The sequence below is a fragment of the Pseudomonas sp. GW821-FHT09E12 genome (assembly GCF_059416085.1).
In genome coordinates this window covers 45,713-62,293 of sequence record NZ_JBWKOM010000004.1, presented here as the reverse complement: position 1 = coordinate 62,293, position 16,581 = coordinate 45,713, and the positions used below count along the sequence as shown (strand labels likewise).

General features: G+C 66.8%; 13 protein-coding genes. 4 read left to right on the top strand and 9 right to left on the bottom strand.

Annotated features, from left to right (window positions below; all coding sequences use genetic code 11):
* Positions 1–116 precede the first annotated feature (116 nt).
* Complete coding sequence (locus tag AC07PQ_RS12215; protein WP_493185582.1) at positions 117–1,772, bottom strand: glycosyltransferase family 39 protein; 1,656 nt, start codon at positions 1,770–1,772, stop codon at positions 117–119.
* A gap of 221 nt (positions 1,773–1,993) precedes the next feature.
* Between AC07PQ_RS12215 and AC07PQ_RS12210 the strand changes: the two genes are divergently transcribed.
* A complete protein-coding gene (locus tag AC07PQ_RS12210; protein WP_007928628.1) occupies positions 1,994–2,581 on the top strand; it encodes a phage tail protein in 588 nt (195 codons plus the stop codon).
* Positions 2,582–2,634: 53 nt separating this feature from the next.
* The gene (locus tag AC07PQ_RS12205) at positions 2,635–2,946 is read left to right on the top strand and encodes a DUF6916 family protein (RefSeq protein WP_007928630.1); all 312 of its coding nucleotides are present in this window, start codon (positions 2,635–2,637) and stop codon (positions 2,944–2,946) included.
* A 60-nt stretch (positions 2,947–3,006) separates the two neighbouring features.
* Here AC07PQ_RS12205 and AC07PQ_RS12200 read toward each other — a convergent pair whose 3' ends face one another.
* From AC07PQ_RS12200 to AC07PQ_RS12185, 4 genes are read right to left on the bottom strand one after another with little or no spacing between them, the layout of a single operon-like run.
* Positions 3,007–3,510 carry a GNAT family N-acetyltransferase gene (locus tag AC07PQ_RS12200; RefSeq protein WP_007928631.1) on the bottom strand — a complete coding sequence of 168 codons (504 nt, stop codon included), beginning with the start codon at positions 3,508–3,510 and terminating at the stop codon, positions 3,007–3,009.
* A gap of 27 nt (positions 3,511–3,537) precedes the next feature.
* The gene (locus tag AC07PQ_RS12195) at positions 3,538–5,634 is read right to left on the bottom strand and encodes an efflux RND transporter periplasmic adaptor subunit (protein WP_493185581.1); all 2,097 of its coding nucleotides are present in this window, start codon (positions 5,632–5,634) and stop codon (positions 3,538–3,540) included.
* The gene (locus AC07PQ_RS12190) at positions 5,634–6,953 is read right to left on the bottom strand and encodes an efflux RND transporter periplasmic adaptor subunit (RefSeq protein ID WP_493185580.1); all 1,320 of its coding nucleotides are present in this window, start codon (positions 6,951–6,953) and stop codon (positions 5,634–5,636) included. The genes AC07PQ_RS12195 and AC07PQ_RS12190 overlap by 1 nt, the downstream gene beginning before the upstream one ends.
* Complete coding sequence (locus AC07PQ_RS12185; RefSeq protein WP_007928634.1) at positions 6,950–7,738, bottom strand: efflux RND transporter periplasmic adaptor subunit; 789 nt, start codon at positions 7,736–7,738, stop codon at positions 6,950–6,952. The genes AC07PQ_RS12190 and AC07PQ_RS12185 overlap by 4 nt, the downstream gene beginning before the upstream one ends.
* Before the next feature lie 241 nt (positions 7,739–7,979).
* On the opposite strand from AC07PQ_RS12185, the gene AC07PQ_RS12180 reads away from it, so the two are divergent.
* Positions 7,980–10,151 carry a PA5441 family protein gene (locus AC07PQ_RS12180; RefSeq protein WP_493185579.1) on the top strand — a complete coding sequence of 724 codons (2,172 nt, stop codon included), beginning with the start codon at positions 7,980–7,982 and terminating at the stop codon, positions 10,149–10,151.
* A gap of 2 nt (positions 10,152–10,153) precedes the next feature.
* Positions 10,154–10,873: a DUF3142 domain-containing protein gene (locus AC07PQ_RS12175; RefSeq protein ID WP_493185578.1), complete on the top strand. Its 720-nt coding sequence runs from the start codon at positions 10,154–10,156 to the stop codon at positions 10,871–10,873.
* Here the strand turns inward: AC07PQ_RS12175 and AC07PQ_RS12170 are convergent.
* The 4 genes from AC07PQ_RS12170 to AC07PQ_RS12155 form a co-directional block, all read right to left on the bottom strand.
* Positions 10,836–12,305, bottom strand: a complete 1,470-nt coding sequence (locus AC07PQ_RS12170; RefSeq protein WP_493185577.1) for an efflux transporter outer membrane subunit — start codon at positions 12,303–12,305, stop codon at positions 10,836–10,838. The genes AC07PQ_RS12175 and AC07PQ_RS12170 overlap by 38 nt on opposite strands.
* Entirely contained in the window at positions 12,302–13,360 is a 1,059-nt protein-coding gene (locus AC07PQ_RS12165) for an HlyD family secretion protein (RefSeq protein WP_492571769.1), read from the bottom strand. The genes AC07PQ_RS12170 and AC07PQ_RS12165 overlap by 4 nt, the downstream gene beginning before the upstream one ends.
* 25 nt (positions 13,361–13,385) lie before the next feature.
* Positions 13,386–14,930: an MFS transporter gene (locus AC07PQ_RS12160; RefSeq protein ID WP_493185576.1), complete on the bottom strand. Its 1,545-nt coding sequence runs from the start codon at positions 14,928–14,930 to the stop codon at positions 13,386–13,388.
* 222 nt (positions 14,931–15,152) lie between these two features.
* Positions 15,153–16,070, bottom strand: coding sequence for a LysR family transcriptional regulator (locus AC07PQ_RS12155; RefSeq protein ID WP_007928652.1), 918 nt, complete (start codon positions 16,068–16,070; stop codon positions 15,153–15,155).
* Between the last annotated feature and the right edge of the window lie 511 nt (positions 16,071–16,581).

Sequence of the window (16,581 nt, the reverse complement as noted above, 5' to 3'; positions counted from 1 at the left end):
CACTCGCCGCTCTGGGACTGGACGTGAACCGATTAAGCCACTGCTGGCCCTGAATTCTGCCTTTCGTCATCGACCGGTTCACAGGCCGATTTTTTGCGCAAAACCGCCCAAGACCGCTATCCAGCAGGCTTCCCAGCCTGGGTGCACAGTGCTTGTACCGACGCCTGCCCCTGCGCCACGCCGCATATCACCAGCAACCGCGCCGTGACTCCGCCGGCGGTGAACTCGCCGGTTTTTCGCCATTGCGCCGGCAGCGGGGCGAATTCGTCGGGTTGGTCGGCCGTGCCGATCAGCCAGACGCGACCACTGCCCACCGGCAACGCCGACAGCCGGTCGAGGTAAAGCCTGTCAGCCTGCTGCTCGACCAGGGTGCCGAAACCATAGGCGTTGGGCCGAGTGGAGACGCCGGCGGGCGTGGGCGGGGTGTAGAGCAGCGGCTGGGCGTCGGTACGGTTGTAGTAGACGTAGCTCAGGTACCACAGCAGGTCGCTGGTGACGATCCGGTCGCCGGCCACGTAGCGCTGGTTCACGTAGTCCACCAGCACGCTGATCTGATCGTTGCTATCCACCGTGGCGTTGTTGTTCAGGCCGACCCCCTCGGCCCCGGCGAACAGCAGCAGGACCGCCAGCGCCAGCGCGCGGGCATGCACCTGGGCATGCTCCAGCAGCCGGTCGATCGCCATCGCGAAAAGCAGCGGCAGGCCCAGGGCATAGGCCGTCAGGTAGCGCTCGATGAACACCGGCGTAACGAATGACACCGCAAACACCAGCAACAGCGGCAGCACGCTGTAGATCGCCAGCAGCCAGCTCCAGCGCCAGGGCGTGCGGTCGCGCCAGGCGAGCATTGCGACAACGCTCAGCACCAGCAGCGGCAGGCCCGCGAACAGCAGCGGGGAACGGCTTTCGCCATCGTCCTGGGTCAGCAATTGCCAGACCATCGAGGGCAATGAAAAAAACTCCACCGACGGTTCCCAGCCCACATCGCCGCTGGCTTTCAGCTGGTCGATATGCTGCAGCAGGTCCACCAGCCCCGGCAGCCAGGGGGCGAACAGTATGACAATGGCGAGGTTGGCCAGCCACCAGCCCGGCTGGTTGATCGCCCGGCTCGCAGGCGTCGCTTGCAGGCGCAGCAGCAACAGGTACGCCCAGTGGGCAAGCACGCAGAGCGCGGTGAAATAGTGGGTGTAGAACGCCGCGCTCATCAGCAGCGTGTAATACACCAGGTAGCGCTGGCGCCGGGGCTGCCTGAGCCAGTACACCAGGGCCAGGGTGGCGCCGAGTAGCCACACCCCCAGCAAGGCATACATGCGCACTTCCTGGCTGTAGCGCACGGCGGTGGGCAGCAGGGCCAGCAGGAACCCGGCGAGGATCGCCGCACGGCGGCTGGCGATCTGCGCCACCAGCCACACCCCCAGGCCGACACAGACGATCCCCGGCCAGGCGCTGAAACTGCGAATGGCAAAGATGCCGTCGCCAAACAGCGCGATCCAGCCGCGCAGCAGCATGAAGTACAGCGGTGGATGCACATCGTGGGCGGCATGCACCCAGAGTTCGCTCAGGCCGTAGCGGCTGAGCAACAGGCTGGAGCCTTCATCGCCCCAGATGGCCGCAGCGGTCAGGTCGTAGAAACGGGTGGCCGCCGCCAGCAGCAAAATCGGCAGCAGCCAGTACGCCCGCAGCACCGCGACCAGGTGCTGTGCGTCGCTCGCCAGCCGATTGGCGATGCCCGGCCCGGCCGTATCCAGCAATTGCGGCTCTCTGCGAAACGCCATGAATGTCCCCTGCACCAACGTTTTACCACCACAGCATCGCTGTTTATCCGGCCAGACATAAGGCACCCCATCACCCCAGGCGACTGGCGGAACAGCGTCTACGCTAACCATTGCTGTCAACGAGCCCGCTTGGCGTTCTGACCGTATCGGTCAAGCTGTCAGGCCAGACACCAGGGATCGGCTCAAGGAGTTCCACTGATTAACCTGAAGGATAAAAAACTATGGAAGTGTTCATGGGCACCATTCAAGCTTTTTCCTTTAACTTCCCTCCCAACGGCTGGGCCTCGTGTTACGGCCAGACCCTGGGAATCTCGCAGTACCAGGCGCTGTTTTCGCTGCTGGGCACCTACTACGGCGGCAACGGCACCACCAACTTCCAGTTGCCGAACCTGCAAGGGCGGCTGCCCATCGGCCAGGGTAACGGGCTGGGCCTGACGCCACGGGTGATCGGCGAGGTTTCCGGTACCGAAAACGTCACCCCGACCCTCAACAACCTGCCGTCCCACACCCACACCCTCGCCAGCGTAAACGCCGCCACCACGCTGCAATTGGCCAACCCCGCCAGCAGCCCGGTCAGCGTGCCGACGGCCACCAACTCGTTCATCGGCACCTCCGGCGGCGGGCCGGGCACCGCGACCATCTATTCCGACGGGCTGGGTGCCACGCCGGTGCCCCTCCAAGGGGTCAGCACCACGATCTCCGGCACCATCTCGCCCGCCGGCAACGGCCTGCCGCTGGAAGTCATGAACCCGTTCCTGGTGATCAACTTCAGCGTGGCCTTGAACGGTCTGTTCCCATCGCGCAATTGAAGTTCGCGCCGGGGGACATTCCCCCGGCCCTTTTTCCGGCCAGGAGTGGCGCCATGCTGCATCTGCTGCAAAGTGAGCATTTCCAGCCTTTGCTGGGGCAAACCTGCAATCTGTTGCTACCGGACGGCAGCGTGTTGCCGGTCCATATCGAGTCCATCAAGGACACTCCCCAGTCCCGCATGCCGAACAGCCCGCGCATGCCCTTCTGCGTCGAGCTCAACAGCCTGGCGCCGACAGCGTTCGTCGACGGCCTGTGCGACCTGGAACTGCCCGGCGTCGGCCACCTGCAGGGCATGTTCGTGTCACGGGTGCCGGCCCTGGGCCGCGATCCGACGCTGGGCTATTTCTATATCGCCTTCAACTGAACCGAGCGTGCCTGGCGGCAGCGCCCCGGGCACCGGCTCGAACCCGCGGGGTTGCGCCGCTCAGCCGCGCGGACCGGGGTACCACACCAGCCGCTCGGCCGCCGGATTGGCTTCCTCGACCTGAAACCCCAGCGCCAGGTAATGCCGGCGCGCATGGGGGTTGCTGGCCCAGACCACCGTAGCCACCGGGCAGCGCACCTGCTCGGCGGCTTTCTGCACGCCTTGCAGCACCGTGCGCCCATAACCGCGACCGCGGGCGGCGGGAATGAACGCCAGGTACAGCACACGGATTTCATTGGCGCCGAAATCGGTGGTCAGGGCACCGATGGCGCTGCCGAGCTTTTCGATCACGTAGTGCATGGCGCCAGGGAAGTTCTCCCCCGCTCCCTGCTCCTGGACCTGGAACTGCTGGGCGATCACCTGCTCGATCTGCTCCTGTTCGCCATCGATCCATTGCAGATCGCTGCGCGCCGAACGGTAAAGGCTTTGCAGGAACGGTCCGTCGGTGGGCCGCGACGGACGTACCACCAAGCCATCGGACATGGCCGAATCCTTATGCAACATATGCGTTCTCCCTGAAAATTCCTTGTTTCAGAACCCGCTTTCCCTCACGCCCAGCGCCGCCAGGCGCCGCCAGGCCGTACCGAGCAGCGACTCGCCACGCCCCTGCAACACCACCACGCCGCGCAGCGGCTGGCTCGGGGTGACGCTGGCATCGAGCACCTTGAGCCGCGCGCCGTACTGCGCCTGGACCGGTTCGGCGCGGCGGTTTTCATCGCGGCGCACGGCAATCGGCCCATGGTGATCGGAGGTCAGCGCCTCCTGATCGATATACGCCACGCCGTTGGTATCGACTTCGGTTAATTGCACCTCGAGCGCCGGGTGCATCGGGTCGTCGGCGATAAAGCGCCCCGTGGCGCCCGACGCGACCCGCCACAGGTCGGCCTCGGCGAGAAACCCACGCAAGCGCGCGCCCGGCTCGACCACCCGGGCCAGCGGCTCCTTGGGCGAAACCCAGCGGCCCACCTGCAGTTGCGGCAGCAAGTCGCGCAGCTGGCCAGCCTCGGGCGCGCGCAGCAGCAGGCGCTCGCGTTGCGCCGACAGGCCGCGGTATTCGGCCACGGCCTCGGCCAGCTGCTGCTCGACGATCCCGGCATCGGCGGCGGTCTCGCTGCGCCCGGCGCGGCGGCGCATCTGCAATTGCTGGATCTCGATTTCCCGCCGCGCGATGGCCTGGCGCGAGGCCAGGTCCGGGGATTCGAGCTCAACCAAAACCTGGTCCTTGCTCACCGCCTGGCCGTCGCTGACATTGACCTGCCGGACCCGCGCCGCCACCGGCGCATGCAAGGCGCTGGCGCGTCCGGCTTCGAGCATCGCCGGCACCTCCACCGAGCCGCGCCAGGGCACCGCCACCAGCAACAGCGCCGCCAACAACCCCAGGCCGCTGAGCAATACCCGTGGCGCGTGGGCCTGTTCGCGGTGCGTCCACCATTCACGCCATTCCCGTACGATGGGCAAAAAGATGAACCAGACCAGTTCCACCAGCATCAGGAAGATGCCCAGCAGCTTGAAAAACAGGTGGTACACCGCCAGCGCAATCCCGAAAAACAGCACCGCGCGCCACAGCCACGAGCCATAACCCCACCACAGCAGACGCCGCTGCATGGCCGGCGACCAGGGCTCCGGCGCCGGCTCCCGGTAGCCGAACAAGGCCTCGCGCAGACGCCAGCGACAGAGGGCGAAGGCCCGCCCTTGCAGGTTGTCCACCTCCCAGAAATCGCTGAGCAGAAAATAGCCGTCGAAGCGCATGAAGGGGTTCAGGTTGATCACCAGGGTGGTGATCCAGGTGGCGCTGGCGAGCATGAAGGCCGCGGTGCGCGCCGGACCGTCCGGCAGCAGCGACCAGGCCAGCAGGGCGATGCTGGCCAGCAGCAGCTCGGCCAGCACGCCGCCGGCACCGATCAGCAAGCGCGCGCGACGGTCATTGACCCGCCAGGCATCGCTGACGTCGGTGTAGAACATCGGCAGCAGCACCATGAACGCCACCCCCATGCTCTGCACCCGGCAACCGGCGCGCTTGGCCATGAAGGCGTGGCCGAACTCATGGCACAGCTTGGCGAAGAACAGCGCCACGCCGAACGCCAGGGCGCCACCGAGGCTGAACAGGTGGGGAAAGGTCGCCAGGAAGCGCTGCCAGTCCCGCGACACCAAAAACACTCCCAGCCCCAGGGTCAGCGGCAAGCCGTAGCGCAGCAGCCCCGGGCCGAACCGCGCCAGCCACGGCCAGGCGCGATTGAGAAAGGCGTCCGGGCGCCACAGCGGAATACGAAAGAACAGGTATTGGTGCAGCAGCACCTGCCACAGGCTCTGGTGCTGCGCGGCGGCCTTGAGCTCATAGCTGGCGCGCTGCTGCGGATCGAGGGCGGTGATCAGGTCATGGCTGCGCAAGAAGCCCAGCAACTCTTCCAGTTCCGCGCCGCCCAGGGGCAGCCCCGGCTCGCGGTTGGCGGCGCGCAACACCTGCCCGGCGTCCCCCAGGGACCAGTGCCTGAGCAAGCGCATCGCCGCTGCGCCGAGCTTGAAATAGCGGCCGCGCACCGGGTCGGCCAGGGTCCAGCGCGGTGAACCGTCCAGCGCCGGCGCCGCCGGCGACAGCTGCAAGTCCGCGCGCAGGCCCGGCAGGTTCATTACAGGCCCACGCTCTGCCGCAGACCGGCCAGCGGGCGGCGCAGCAGGTACAGCGCCAGCGGCGCGCGCTCACCGAAGAGCTTGGCCGTGCCGCGCAGGCCGATCCGCGGCGGCGGGTCGCGAAAACGTGCATCGAGGCGGTAGGCCAATTGCCCGCCCGGCGTCGGCTGCGCCTCGTAGGCCGCCCGTTCGAGGCTGGCCAGATGGCGCTGCAACGGGTCGCTGTCGAGAAACAGCGCCACCTGCGCGCCGGGCTCCAGGGCAATGGCATCGCCCACGGCCAGTTCGATGCGCAACTCGGCCTGGTTGGGGTCGGCGATTTCCATCAGGCGCTCGCCGGTCTGCACCGGTTTGCCGGTCCAGCGCTCGGCGTCGGCGAACACCGCGATGCCATCGCGTTCGGCCCGTACTTCGCTGCGCTTGAGCAATTCGCGGGCGTAATCGCGTTCGGCGCGTTTCTGTTCGACCCGGGCCGCCAGCAGGTCGATCTTCGAGCTGGATTCGGCATCGGCGAAGGCCCGCTGGGAATTGGCCTTCAGTTCCGCCTCGGCCACGCCCAAGGCGCGGGCGGCGACATCGGCCTGGGCATTGAGGGTGGTGTTTTCGAAACGCAGCAGCAGGTCGCCGGTCTTCACCGTCTGGTTAGGCTTGACCAGAAACTCGGCGATCACCCCGTCCAGCGGCGCCGCCACCACACGCCCGCCCAGCGGCACCACTTCGGCCGGCGCCAGCACCGACTGCCGCACCGGAATCAGCAAGCCCAGCAACACCACCGCCAACAGCGCCAGCCGGCGTTTGCGGTTCCAGCGCAGGCGCCACGGCTTGCGCGGTTGCAGCGCCAGCCAGGCGTGGCTGTAGGTGTCGCCCAGTTGCGCCAGCAATACTTGTTCGGAAGGGTTCCACGGGTTGTCGCGGGCCAGCCACAGGCCACCAAAGAGTGCGCCCTGACGATCGATCAGCGGTAACCAGAACACTTGCGCCGCCGACAGGCTCTGCCAGTCGGCCCGTACCGGGGCGCTCAGTTGCTCGGCCGCGACCACCCGCGCCTGCTGCGCGAGTTCGAGCTTGAACAGTTGGGCCACCGCCTGTTCGACGAAAGCCACGAAGGGCGCATTCGGATCGAGCGCGCTGACACCAGTCACCGCGCGGACCTTGCCGGCGATCACCAGCGCCGCGTGGCGATAGCCGAACAGTGCCTGGCTGTCGTTGACCAGGCTGTAGGCCAATTGCTCGACCGTGCGCGCGGCGCGGGTCTGGCGCTCCAGGTCGAGGAACCGGGCGAAAACCTGCTCGGCGGCGCCCGCTACCGGCGCGTTCATTTGAGCTCCGCGAACCGCGCCGTGCCGCTCATGCCCGCCAACAGGCCCTCGGCGTTGGGTACGGCCGCCACCAGCAGCAGCGTCTGGCTGCCTTCGTCGATCCGCGCGCCGAGGCGCTTGACCGTGGCGGCCAGCGGCTTGCCGGTTTCATCGGGGACGAAGCTGAAGGTCTGCCCGGCCTTGAGCTTGCCCATCCAGCTCGACGGCACCAGCAGGTGGATTTCCAGGGAACGGTTGTCGACGATTTCCAGCAAGGGCGAGCCGGCCGTCACGCTTTCGTAGCGCTGTACCTTGCGCGCCACCACCTGCCCGTCGAACGGCGCGATCACGCTGCAACGCTTGACCTGCACCTGGTAGACCTGGGATTGCGCCTGGGTCTCGGAGACCTTGGCCGCGGCTCGCGCCACTTCGAAGCGGCCGACCGAGTTGAGCGAAGCCAGCTGGCGGTTGTGCGCCAGCTCTTCGTTGGCGCCACGGCTGGCGGCCTGGGCGGCATTGAGCTGGGCCTGGTAGGCCGAGCAATCGAAGCGCGCCAGCACCTCGCCTTTCTTGAAGGACTCGCCTTCGCTGTAGGGCAACTCGACGATGCGCCCGGACAGTTCGCCGGCCAGTACCGCCTGATCCTTGGCCCGCAGCACGCCGCGCGCTTCGCTGCCGCTGGCCACGGCGGCGCCGGCAGCGCTGTCACTGAGCAGCGGGTCGTCTGGCGCAGGTGTCTGCGCCTGTGCAAGGCACGCCAGACAGGTCAATCCGAATCCCAATCCCAATCCATGAAATCGCCGCATAACCGTAACTCCCTGACGGATGGGCGGAGTCTAAGACAGCAAGCGCAAGCGTCAAGCAAGTGGCCACTATCTTTATCGATCCCGACAACGGCATCGAGCACCCGCCTGACAGCATAGATGCCTTGTCCGGCGCGGCGTGTATCGGGTCGTGTGGGTATTTTAGATGCCAGCGAATGCCTTCTGTATGATTTGCACCACACTTGGACCTTCGGCTCCCATAGTTTCGGATTAAGGACAATTCATGCGTATCGGTCTTTTGTCGTCTTTGACACTGGCGCTCGGCGCCCTCCTCTGCAATCAGGCCCAGGCCAGCTCCGACGATTCCTGTTACCCGCACTGGACCCTGCTCAAAAAAAACCTCGAAAGCTGTAGCAGCCTGCCGTTTCTCAACCCGGGCAACGACAGCCGGGTGAACCTGCGCCTGTTACTGGCCGACACTGGTGCCTTGCCCCTGGCGCCGAAAGCGCTGGACGCCGACGACCTGGCCGAAGGGTATGGGCCGGTGCCGTTTTCGGTGTCTCGCCTGAACCCGGCGCCCGACCCCGAAGCGGCGGATGCACCGGCAGCCAGCGCCGACACTGACCTCAACGGCCGCCTGGAAGCCTTGCAGGTGGTGCGCGAAGCTCCTCAGGCGGCCGGCGATGCGTTTCTGTCCGGCGAAGGCAGCCGCTGCCGCAGCAACTCGGACGCCAGCGCCCAGGTGTTTGTCGACCAACTGATCGCCGCCGACCTGCCGGCCAGCGAACGCCAGGCACTGGCGCAGAGCCGGGTCAAGCTGCTCGCCGCCTGCAACTGGGACAGCCCGCAACTGGCCAGCCTGCTGCCGACCGATCTGCAGACACCGCTGGGCAAGGGTTTCGCCACTTATCTACAGGCCGCCGGCAACTTCTACAGCGGCCGCTTCAGCGAGGCCGACGCGGCGTTCGCCACGCTCAAGGACAGCCCGAATGCCTGGCTGAAAGAGACCGCGCTGTACATGAACGCCCGCACGGCCCTCAACAGCGCCCAGCAAAACGCCTTCGACGAATACGGCATGCCGGCGCTCGAGCATGTGGATAAGTCCACCCTGCAACAGGCCGAAGCCGGCTTCGACGCCTACCTGCAAACTTATCCACAGGGTGCCTACGTCGCGTCGGCCAAGGGCCTGCTGCGCCGGGTGCACTGGCTGGACGGCAACCCCGACAAACTCGCCGCCGACTACGCTTGGCAAATGACCCAGGCCAAGGACGAGCAACGCAACCTGTCGCTGGACGATCTGGTGGAAGAAGTCGACACCAAGCTGCTGATGGTCAACCGCAACCCGGTCAGCACGCCCCTGCTGCTGGCGGTCAACGACCTGATGTGGATGCGCGAGCAAGCCGAAGGCCGGCTGACCCGCGCCGCCTTGCAGCAACAGAAGGCGGTCTTCGCCGGGCAACCGGCGCTGTATGACTACCTGCAAGCGGCCTTCGCCCTGTACGTCGACAACGACCCCGACGCCGCGCTGAAACTTCTGCCCGCCGAGCCTGCGGCCAACCTCGACTACCTCGCCTTCAGCCAGCAGACCCTGCGCGGCCTGGCCCTGGAAGCGAAGAACGACGCCTCTGGCGCACAAGCCCTGTGGCTGCAACTGCTGCCCCTGGCCAAGCAACCGCTGCAACGGGAACAGCTGGAGCTGGCCCTGGCCATGAACTACGAGCGCAACCAGCAACTGGCCAAGGTGTTCGCCGCCGACTCGCCGATCCAAAGCCCGCAGGTGCGCTTCACCCTGCTGCGCAACGTGGCCGATGCCACGCTGCTGCGCCAGCAGATCAGCCAGGCCGCCGACCCGGTGGAACGGAATACCGCGCAGTTCGTGCTGCTCTACAAGGACCTGCTGCGCGGCCAGTACGCGGCCTTTGCCAGCGACCTTGCGCAGCTTCCCGCCAGCGCCCCTGAAGACAAGCTTGGCTACAGCCTGGGTTACGTCTACAGCAACGGCCAGTCGCTCAAGCTGTTCCAGTGGAACGGCAAAGAGGCCGAGTCCGGCTACGTCTGCCCGAGCATCGCAGAAACCGCGACGGCATTGGAGAAGGATGGGAAAAGCCCGCAAGGCCTGAACTGCCTCGGTGAGTTCATCCTGCGCAACGGCCTGGACGGCATGCCGCTGGACAGCCAACCCGACAAGCAGTCCCTGGGCGGCACGCCGTCGGCTTTCAAGGGCGAACCGTTCTCCCGCCTCGAGGGCTACAAACAGGTGATCGCCAACAGCAAGGCGCCACGCGACGACCGCGCCTACGCCCTGTACCGCGCGATCAATTGCTTTGCGTCCTCGGGCAACAACCGCTGTGGCGGCAAAGACGTGGAGCCCGCGGTACGCAAGGCCTGGTTCCGCCAGCTCAAAGGCACCTTCGCCGACACCCAGTGGGGCAAGTCGCAGCAGTACTACTGGTAAGCATGAGCCGCTTCTGGCGATGCCTGCTGCCGGTCTGGCTGTTGCTGGCCGGCGGTGCCCAGGCGGCGGTCGACGCCCGCGATCACGATGCCTTCTGGCTGTGGAGCGGCGTCGCTCCGCAGCCGGTGCTGAACCAGGCCAAGACCCTGTACATCCTGCAAGGGCAGATCAGCCGTTCGCGTCGCGACCCGAGCGGCAACGTGCACTTCATCGCCCAGGGCATGGCCATTCCGCGCCTGCGCCAGGGCGAGGTCTGGGTGGTCTATCGCGCCCATACCCTGCACTGGCCGGAACCGGTCTACCGCCAGTTGCTGGGCCAGGTGCAGCGCTGGCAGCAGGCCGGCAACCCGGTGGTCGGCATCCAGATCGATTTCGACGCCCGCACCCGCTACCTCGACGAGTACGCCAGCTTCCTGCGCGACCTGCGCCAGCGCCTGCCTGCGCAGTACCGCCTGAGCATCACCGGCCTGATGGACTGGAGCAGCAACGCCAACCCCGAGGCCATCGCCGGGCTCAAGGGCGTCGTCGACGAAGTGGTGGTGCAGACCTACCAGGGCCGCCACAGCATCCCCAACTACGCCGCCTACCTGCCCCGCCTCGACCGCATGGGCCTGCCGTTCAAGGTGGGGTTGATCCAGGGCGGCGAATGGCAGGAGCCGGGCTATCTGCGAGACAGCCCGTGGTTCAGGGGGTATGTGGTGTTTTTGCAGAACCCGCGCTAGCCAACGGATACACCGACTCCCAGCCGCCGCCCAGGGCCTTGTACAGGCCGACCATGGCCAGTGAAACGCCGGTCGAGCTTTCCACCAGTTGTTCCTGGGTGGCGAGCAAGGCGCCCTGGACGGTGAGGACGTTGACGAAGTCCACCACGCCTTCGACGTATTGCTGTTGCGCGGTGCGCAGGGCGATCTGGTTCTGCCGCACGGCTTCGGCGAGGCTGTCGCGGCGCAGCTGGCTGCTGTTGTAGCGGGTCAGCTGGTCGTCGATTTCATGCCAGGCGCGCAGCACGGTCTGCTGGTAGGCGACGGCCGCTTCCTGCTGCTGGGCTTCGCGCAGATGCAGCATGCCGCGCAGGCGGCCGCCGTCGAACAGCGGCAGGCTGAACTGCGGGCCGATGCCGAACTGGCGCGAGCCCCAGGAGCCGAAGTCCGACAGCTGCATGGCCTGGGAGCCGAAGTTGCCCGACAGGGTGATGCGCGGATAAAAGTCGCCCTGGGCCACGCCGATGCTGGCGGTGGCGGCATGCAGGCGGGCTTCGGCCTGGCGGATGTCCGGACGGCGTTCGGCCAGTTGCGACGGCAGGCCGATGGCGACCTGGCGCGGGGTTTGCGGCACCGGCGCATCCGCCGCCAGCTGCGCATGCAGGGCCTGGGGCGGCTCGCCCATCAGCAGGCTCAGGGCGTTGATCAGTTGCGCCTGGCGCTGCTGCAAGGCCGGCAGTTGCGACTCGATGGTCGCCACCTGCGCGGCGGCTTCGGCCACGTCCAGGTCGGTGGCCACGCCGTCGGCCAGGCGCAGCTGCGAGAGCTTGAGGCTGTGGCGGGCGACGTCGAGGTTCTGCTCGGTCACCGCGCGGGTGCTCTGCACACCGCGCAGCTGGATGTAGTCCTGGGCGGTCTCGGCCAGCACCACCAGCAGCACCCCGCGCCGATCATTTTCCGCGACTTCCAGGGTCGCGTCGGCGGCCTCGGTTTCGCGCCGCACGCGGCCCCAGAAATCCAGCTCCCAGGACGCCGAGAAGCCGGCGTCCCACAGGTTGAAGGCAGACTTGCCCTCGTGACCCGACGGATCGTTCAGGCCTTCGCCGCTGTTGCGTTTACGCGCATAGCCGCCGCTGGCGCTGCTGGTCGGATAACGCTCGGCGGTGATCACCTGGCGCGCCGCGCGGCTCTGTTGCAGGCGGCTGGTGGCCAGTTGCAGGTCGAGGTTGTCGGTCAGCACGCGCCGGCTCAGGGCCGACAGCTGCGGATCGTTGAAGACCTCCCACCAGCGCTCGTCCAGGGGGCTGCTCACCACCTGGCTCGGCGCAACCTTTTGCGGGGTGGCCCAGGCCTCGACCCGCGGCCCTTCGGGACGCTGGAAATCCGGGCCGACACTGCAGGCGGCCAAGGACAACAGGCTCAGGGCGAATACCGGCTGGAGCAGACGACTCATCGCTTCACCACCTCACGCGCGGAGCTGGCCTTACCCAGGGTATCGACGCTCGCTTCCACCGACATCCCGACCCGCAGACGCTCGGCCATCGGCTGGCCGGGCTCCAGCAGGATCTTCACCGGAATGCGCTGCACCACCTTGGTGAAGTTGCCGGTGGCGTTGTCCGGCTTGACCGCGGCGAAGGTCACCCCGGTGGCCGGCGCCAGGCTCTCGACCCGGCCGTGCAGGGTTTCGCCGTCCAGGCTGTCGACCCGCACCTGCACCGGTTGCCCGGGGTGCATGTGGGCCAGCTGGGTTTCCTGGAAGTTGGCCACCACATAGGCCTGCTCCAGCGGCACCACGGCGAGGATCTTGCTGCCCGGCGTGACGTAGGCGCCGACCCGCACCGCGCGTTCGCCGACCATGCCGTCCACCGGCGCGACGATACGCGTGTAGGACAGCTCGTAGCTGGCCATTTCCAGGGACGCCTGGGCGCGCTTCAGCCCGCCCTCGGCGGCGTCGCGCTGGGCGGTGAGGATCTCCACCTGCTTGCGTTCCGCCGCCAGCGCCGCGGTGGCCGTGGCCAGCCGCGCGCTGGCCTGGTCGATGCGGGTCCTGGCCTGCTGGGCATTCTGCACCGTGCCGGCGCCGACCCCGGCCAGGTGGTTGTAGCGGTTCAGTTCATGTTCGGCGAAGGCCATTTCCGCCCGCGCGGCCACCACCGAGGCCTGGGCCTGGGCGATCACCGAGCTTTGCCGGTCGAGGGTGGCGCGGGCGTTCTGCAACTGCGCCTTGGCCACCAGGGTTTCGGCGTCCGCCGCCTGGGCCGCGGCGCGCAGGTCGCGATCGTCGATCAGCGCCAGCAACTGGCCGGCCTTGACCCGCTGGTTGTCTTCCACCAGCACTTCCTTGATGAAACCCGCCACGCGCGGGGCCACCAGGGTGTAGTCGGCGTTGACAAAGGCATCGTTGGTGGTCTGCTCGGTGGCCTTGCCGGTGACCAGGTACACCAGCACACCCAGGACCGCGACCGCCGCCACGCTGACGGCGATTTTGTGTTTGATGTGGATCGTCATAAAAACCTTCTGTCTCAGTGAACGTTCAAGTCGGCGCGCGTGGCGGATAGATCCGCGTCGGCAGCCAGAAAATCAGCAGGATCAAGGCCGCCGCCACGCCAGCCATGACGTAGTAAAGGTCGGCGGAGGTCAGCACCACGGCCTGTCGGTGCAGGCGCTGGGCGAGGTTGCTGGCGTCGACGGCGCTCAGCGGCGAGTTGCCGAGGCTGTCCACCAGCATGGTCGAGTGAAAGTGCAGGCGGTGAGTGGTCAGGGCATCCAGCACGCCGGTGGCGATCACCGCCGCCAGGCCTTTCACGGTGTTGAACCAGGAGGACGCGAACGGCCCCTCGATCGGCTGGATACTGCCGGTGGAAAGCATCAGCAACGGCAGCACCGCCATCGGCTGGCCGAAGATCTGCAACAGTTGCAGCACGTAGAAATCGTCGCGAATCCACGCCGAGGTCAGCTGCGCGTCGCCCAGGCACGACAGCACCAGCATCGTCAGGCCGATGCCCAGCACCCAGCGGCAATCGACCCAGCGCAGGTTGCACAGGGCCGCCACCAGGGGCAATGCGAGTAGCTGCGGCAGGGCCATCACCAGCATCACCGGGGCGGTCTGCAACGGCCGGTAGCCCTGGACCTGGGCCAGGAAACTGGACGGAATGATGATCACCGCGGTCAGCACCACCAGTACTCCGGCCAGGGTCAGCAAAGCGAACGACAGGTTGCGGATGCCGAGCATCTGCAACTTGAAGAACGGAATCGGCTGCGACCATTCGTTGATCAGAAACAGCACCAGCAACAACGCCCCCCCGCCCAGCAGCAGGCAGATCAGCGGCGAGCCGAACCAGTCCAGGCGATTGCCCTGGAGGATGCCGATCACCAGCATGCAGATCGCCGGGAACCCCAGCAGCAGGCCGCGCCAGTTGAAGGCCTTGAGGCGCTCCAGGCGCAGCGGGTCCTGGGGCAGGCCGTAGGCCACCGCGAGCATCGCCAGCAAGCACGGCGCCACCACCTGCCAGAACGCCCATTGCCAGCCGACGTATTCGGTCCACAGGGCGGCCAGCGGCGTGCCCAGGCTCGGGCCGAAGGTAGCGGTCAGGGCGTAGCCGGCCAGGCCGTAGAGCTTGACGTTGGCCGGCAGGAACCGCAGCGCCACGGTCATCAGCATCGGCGGCAACGCGCCGCCGGCCAGGCCCTGCACGGTGCGCAGCAGCAATAGGCTGTGGTAGTTCGGGGCGAATGGACAGAGCACGCCCAGCAGGGTGAACAGGGCGATGGCGCAAAGGGTGAAACGGCGCAGCGAGAAGGTCACCGAGCACCAGGGGGCGAAGGCCATGGCCGCCACCGAGGTGGCGGTGTAACTGGCCACCAGCCAGGTGCCTTCGTCATAGCCGATGGCCAGGGCGCCACGGATGTCGGCCAGGGCGATCTTGGTCACCATTTCGTTGAGGCCCGACACCAGCACCGCCAGCAATACGCCGAGCAGGCCGATGATGATTCGCGGGCCGAAGACCGCGGGGCTGGCAGCTGCCGGTTTGCTGGCCACTTCAACGGGTGCCGGCACAGCCACGGCGAGGGAACTCATGAAGGGAACGACTCCGATAGAAATACCGAAGCAGTGTAAAAAGCCCGACAGCTGACGAAAACTGACTTATCGACAGCTTATAAGTGCACCGCACGCAATGATTGCGCCCCCCCGAAACCTGTAGGAGCGAAGCTTGCTCGCGATAGGGCCAGACCTGGCACCGCGATAAATGGCCGCTTCGCGGATCGCGGGCAAGCCTCGCTCCTACAGAGACATGGTTTTTCAGGGCTGGGCGGAGTGCCAGGTTTCGTTGCAGGAGGCGCGCAGGGTTTCGCGGAACCATTTGTGCGCCGGGTCCTTGTCGTAGCGCGGGTGCCAGGCCTGGGTCAGCACCAGGGTCGGCAGCGGAATCGGCAAGGCGAAGGAACGCAGGTGCAGGCCCAGGCGCGACACGCTGAGCAGGGTTTCCTTGGGCACCGGCAGGATCAGGTCCGAGTCCGGCAGCATGAACATCGCGGCATGGAAGCTCGGGGCAATCAGCGGCACCCGGCGCTGCAGGCCCAGGTCGCCGAGCGCCACATCGATCGGCCCGCGGGCGATGCCACGCCGGGACATGCTGATGTGCGGGAAGGCGGCAAAACGCTCGGCGGTGATCTCCTCGTCGAGCAACGGATGATGCTCGCGCACCAAGCCGACAAAGGTGGTGGAGAACAGGTTCTGCACCTTCACTTCCGGGGTCAGCGGCCGGGTGTTGCTGATGCGCAGGTCGATCCGCCCTTCGCGCAGGGCCTCGTCGTCGCCATCGCCCTCCGGGACGAAACGCAGTTCGCAATGGGGCGCCTGGCGCTCCAGGGTGTCGATCAGGCGGCCGCCATAGACGCCGACGAAAAAGTCGTTGGCGCGCACGTTGAAGCGCCGGCGCAGAGTGCCGAGGTCGACCTGGTCGCCGGAACGGAACACCAGCGCCGCCTGCTCCACCAGGTCACGTACCTGGCCGCGCAGCTCCTGGGCCTTGGGCGTGGGCACCAGGCCGCGGCCGGCGCGCACCAGGATCGGATCGCCCAGCGCCTCGCGAATCCGCGTGAGGGTCCGGCTCATGGCCGCCGGGCTGAGGTTCATGCGCCGCGCCGCGCCGACCACGCTGCCCTCGTCGAGCAGGGCGTCGAGGGCGACCAGAAGGTTCATGTCCGGGAGTTGCATGCTGAGCACTCGTGGCTGATCGGGAATGAGTCAGGCGCAATGCTAGCAGGGTCATTTCAATCATGGACACCACTCTTCTGTAGCCGCTGCCGCAGGCTGCGATCGAGGACAAAGTCCTCGCCAGACCTGCGCATGCGGTATGCCAGACAAAATGTGCTGTCAGGTTTTGCGCCGGCTGCGCCGTCGATCGCAGCCTCGCAGGCTCGGCAGCGGCTACAGGATCGTGGAGGGCAGTTCAACCATGGACACCACGCTGTGTAGCCGCTGCCGCAGGCTGCGATCGAGGACGAAGTCCTCGCCAGACCTGCGCATGCGGTGTGCCAGACAAAATGTGCTGTCAGGTTTTGCGCCGGCTGCGCCGTCGAGCGCAGCCTCGCGGGCTCGGCAGCGGCTACAGGATCGTGGAGGGCAGTTCAACCGTGGACACCGCTCTCTGTAGCCGCTGCCGCAGGCTGCGATCGAGGACGAAGTCCTCGCCAGACCTGCGCATGCGGTGTGCCAGACAAAATGT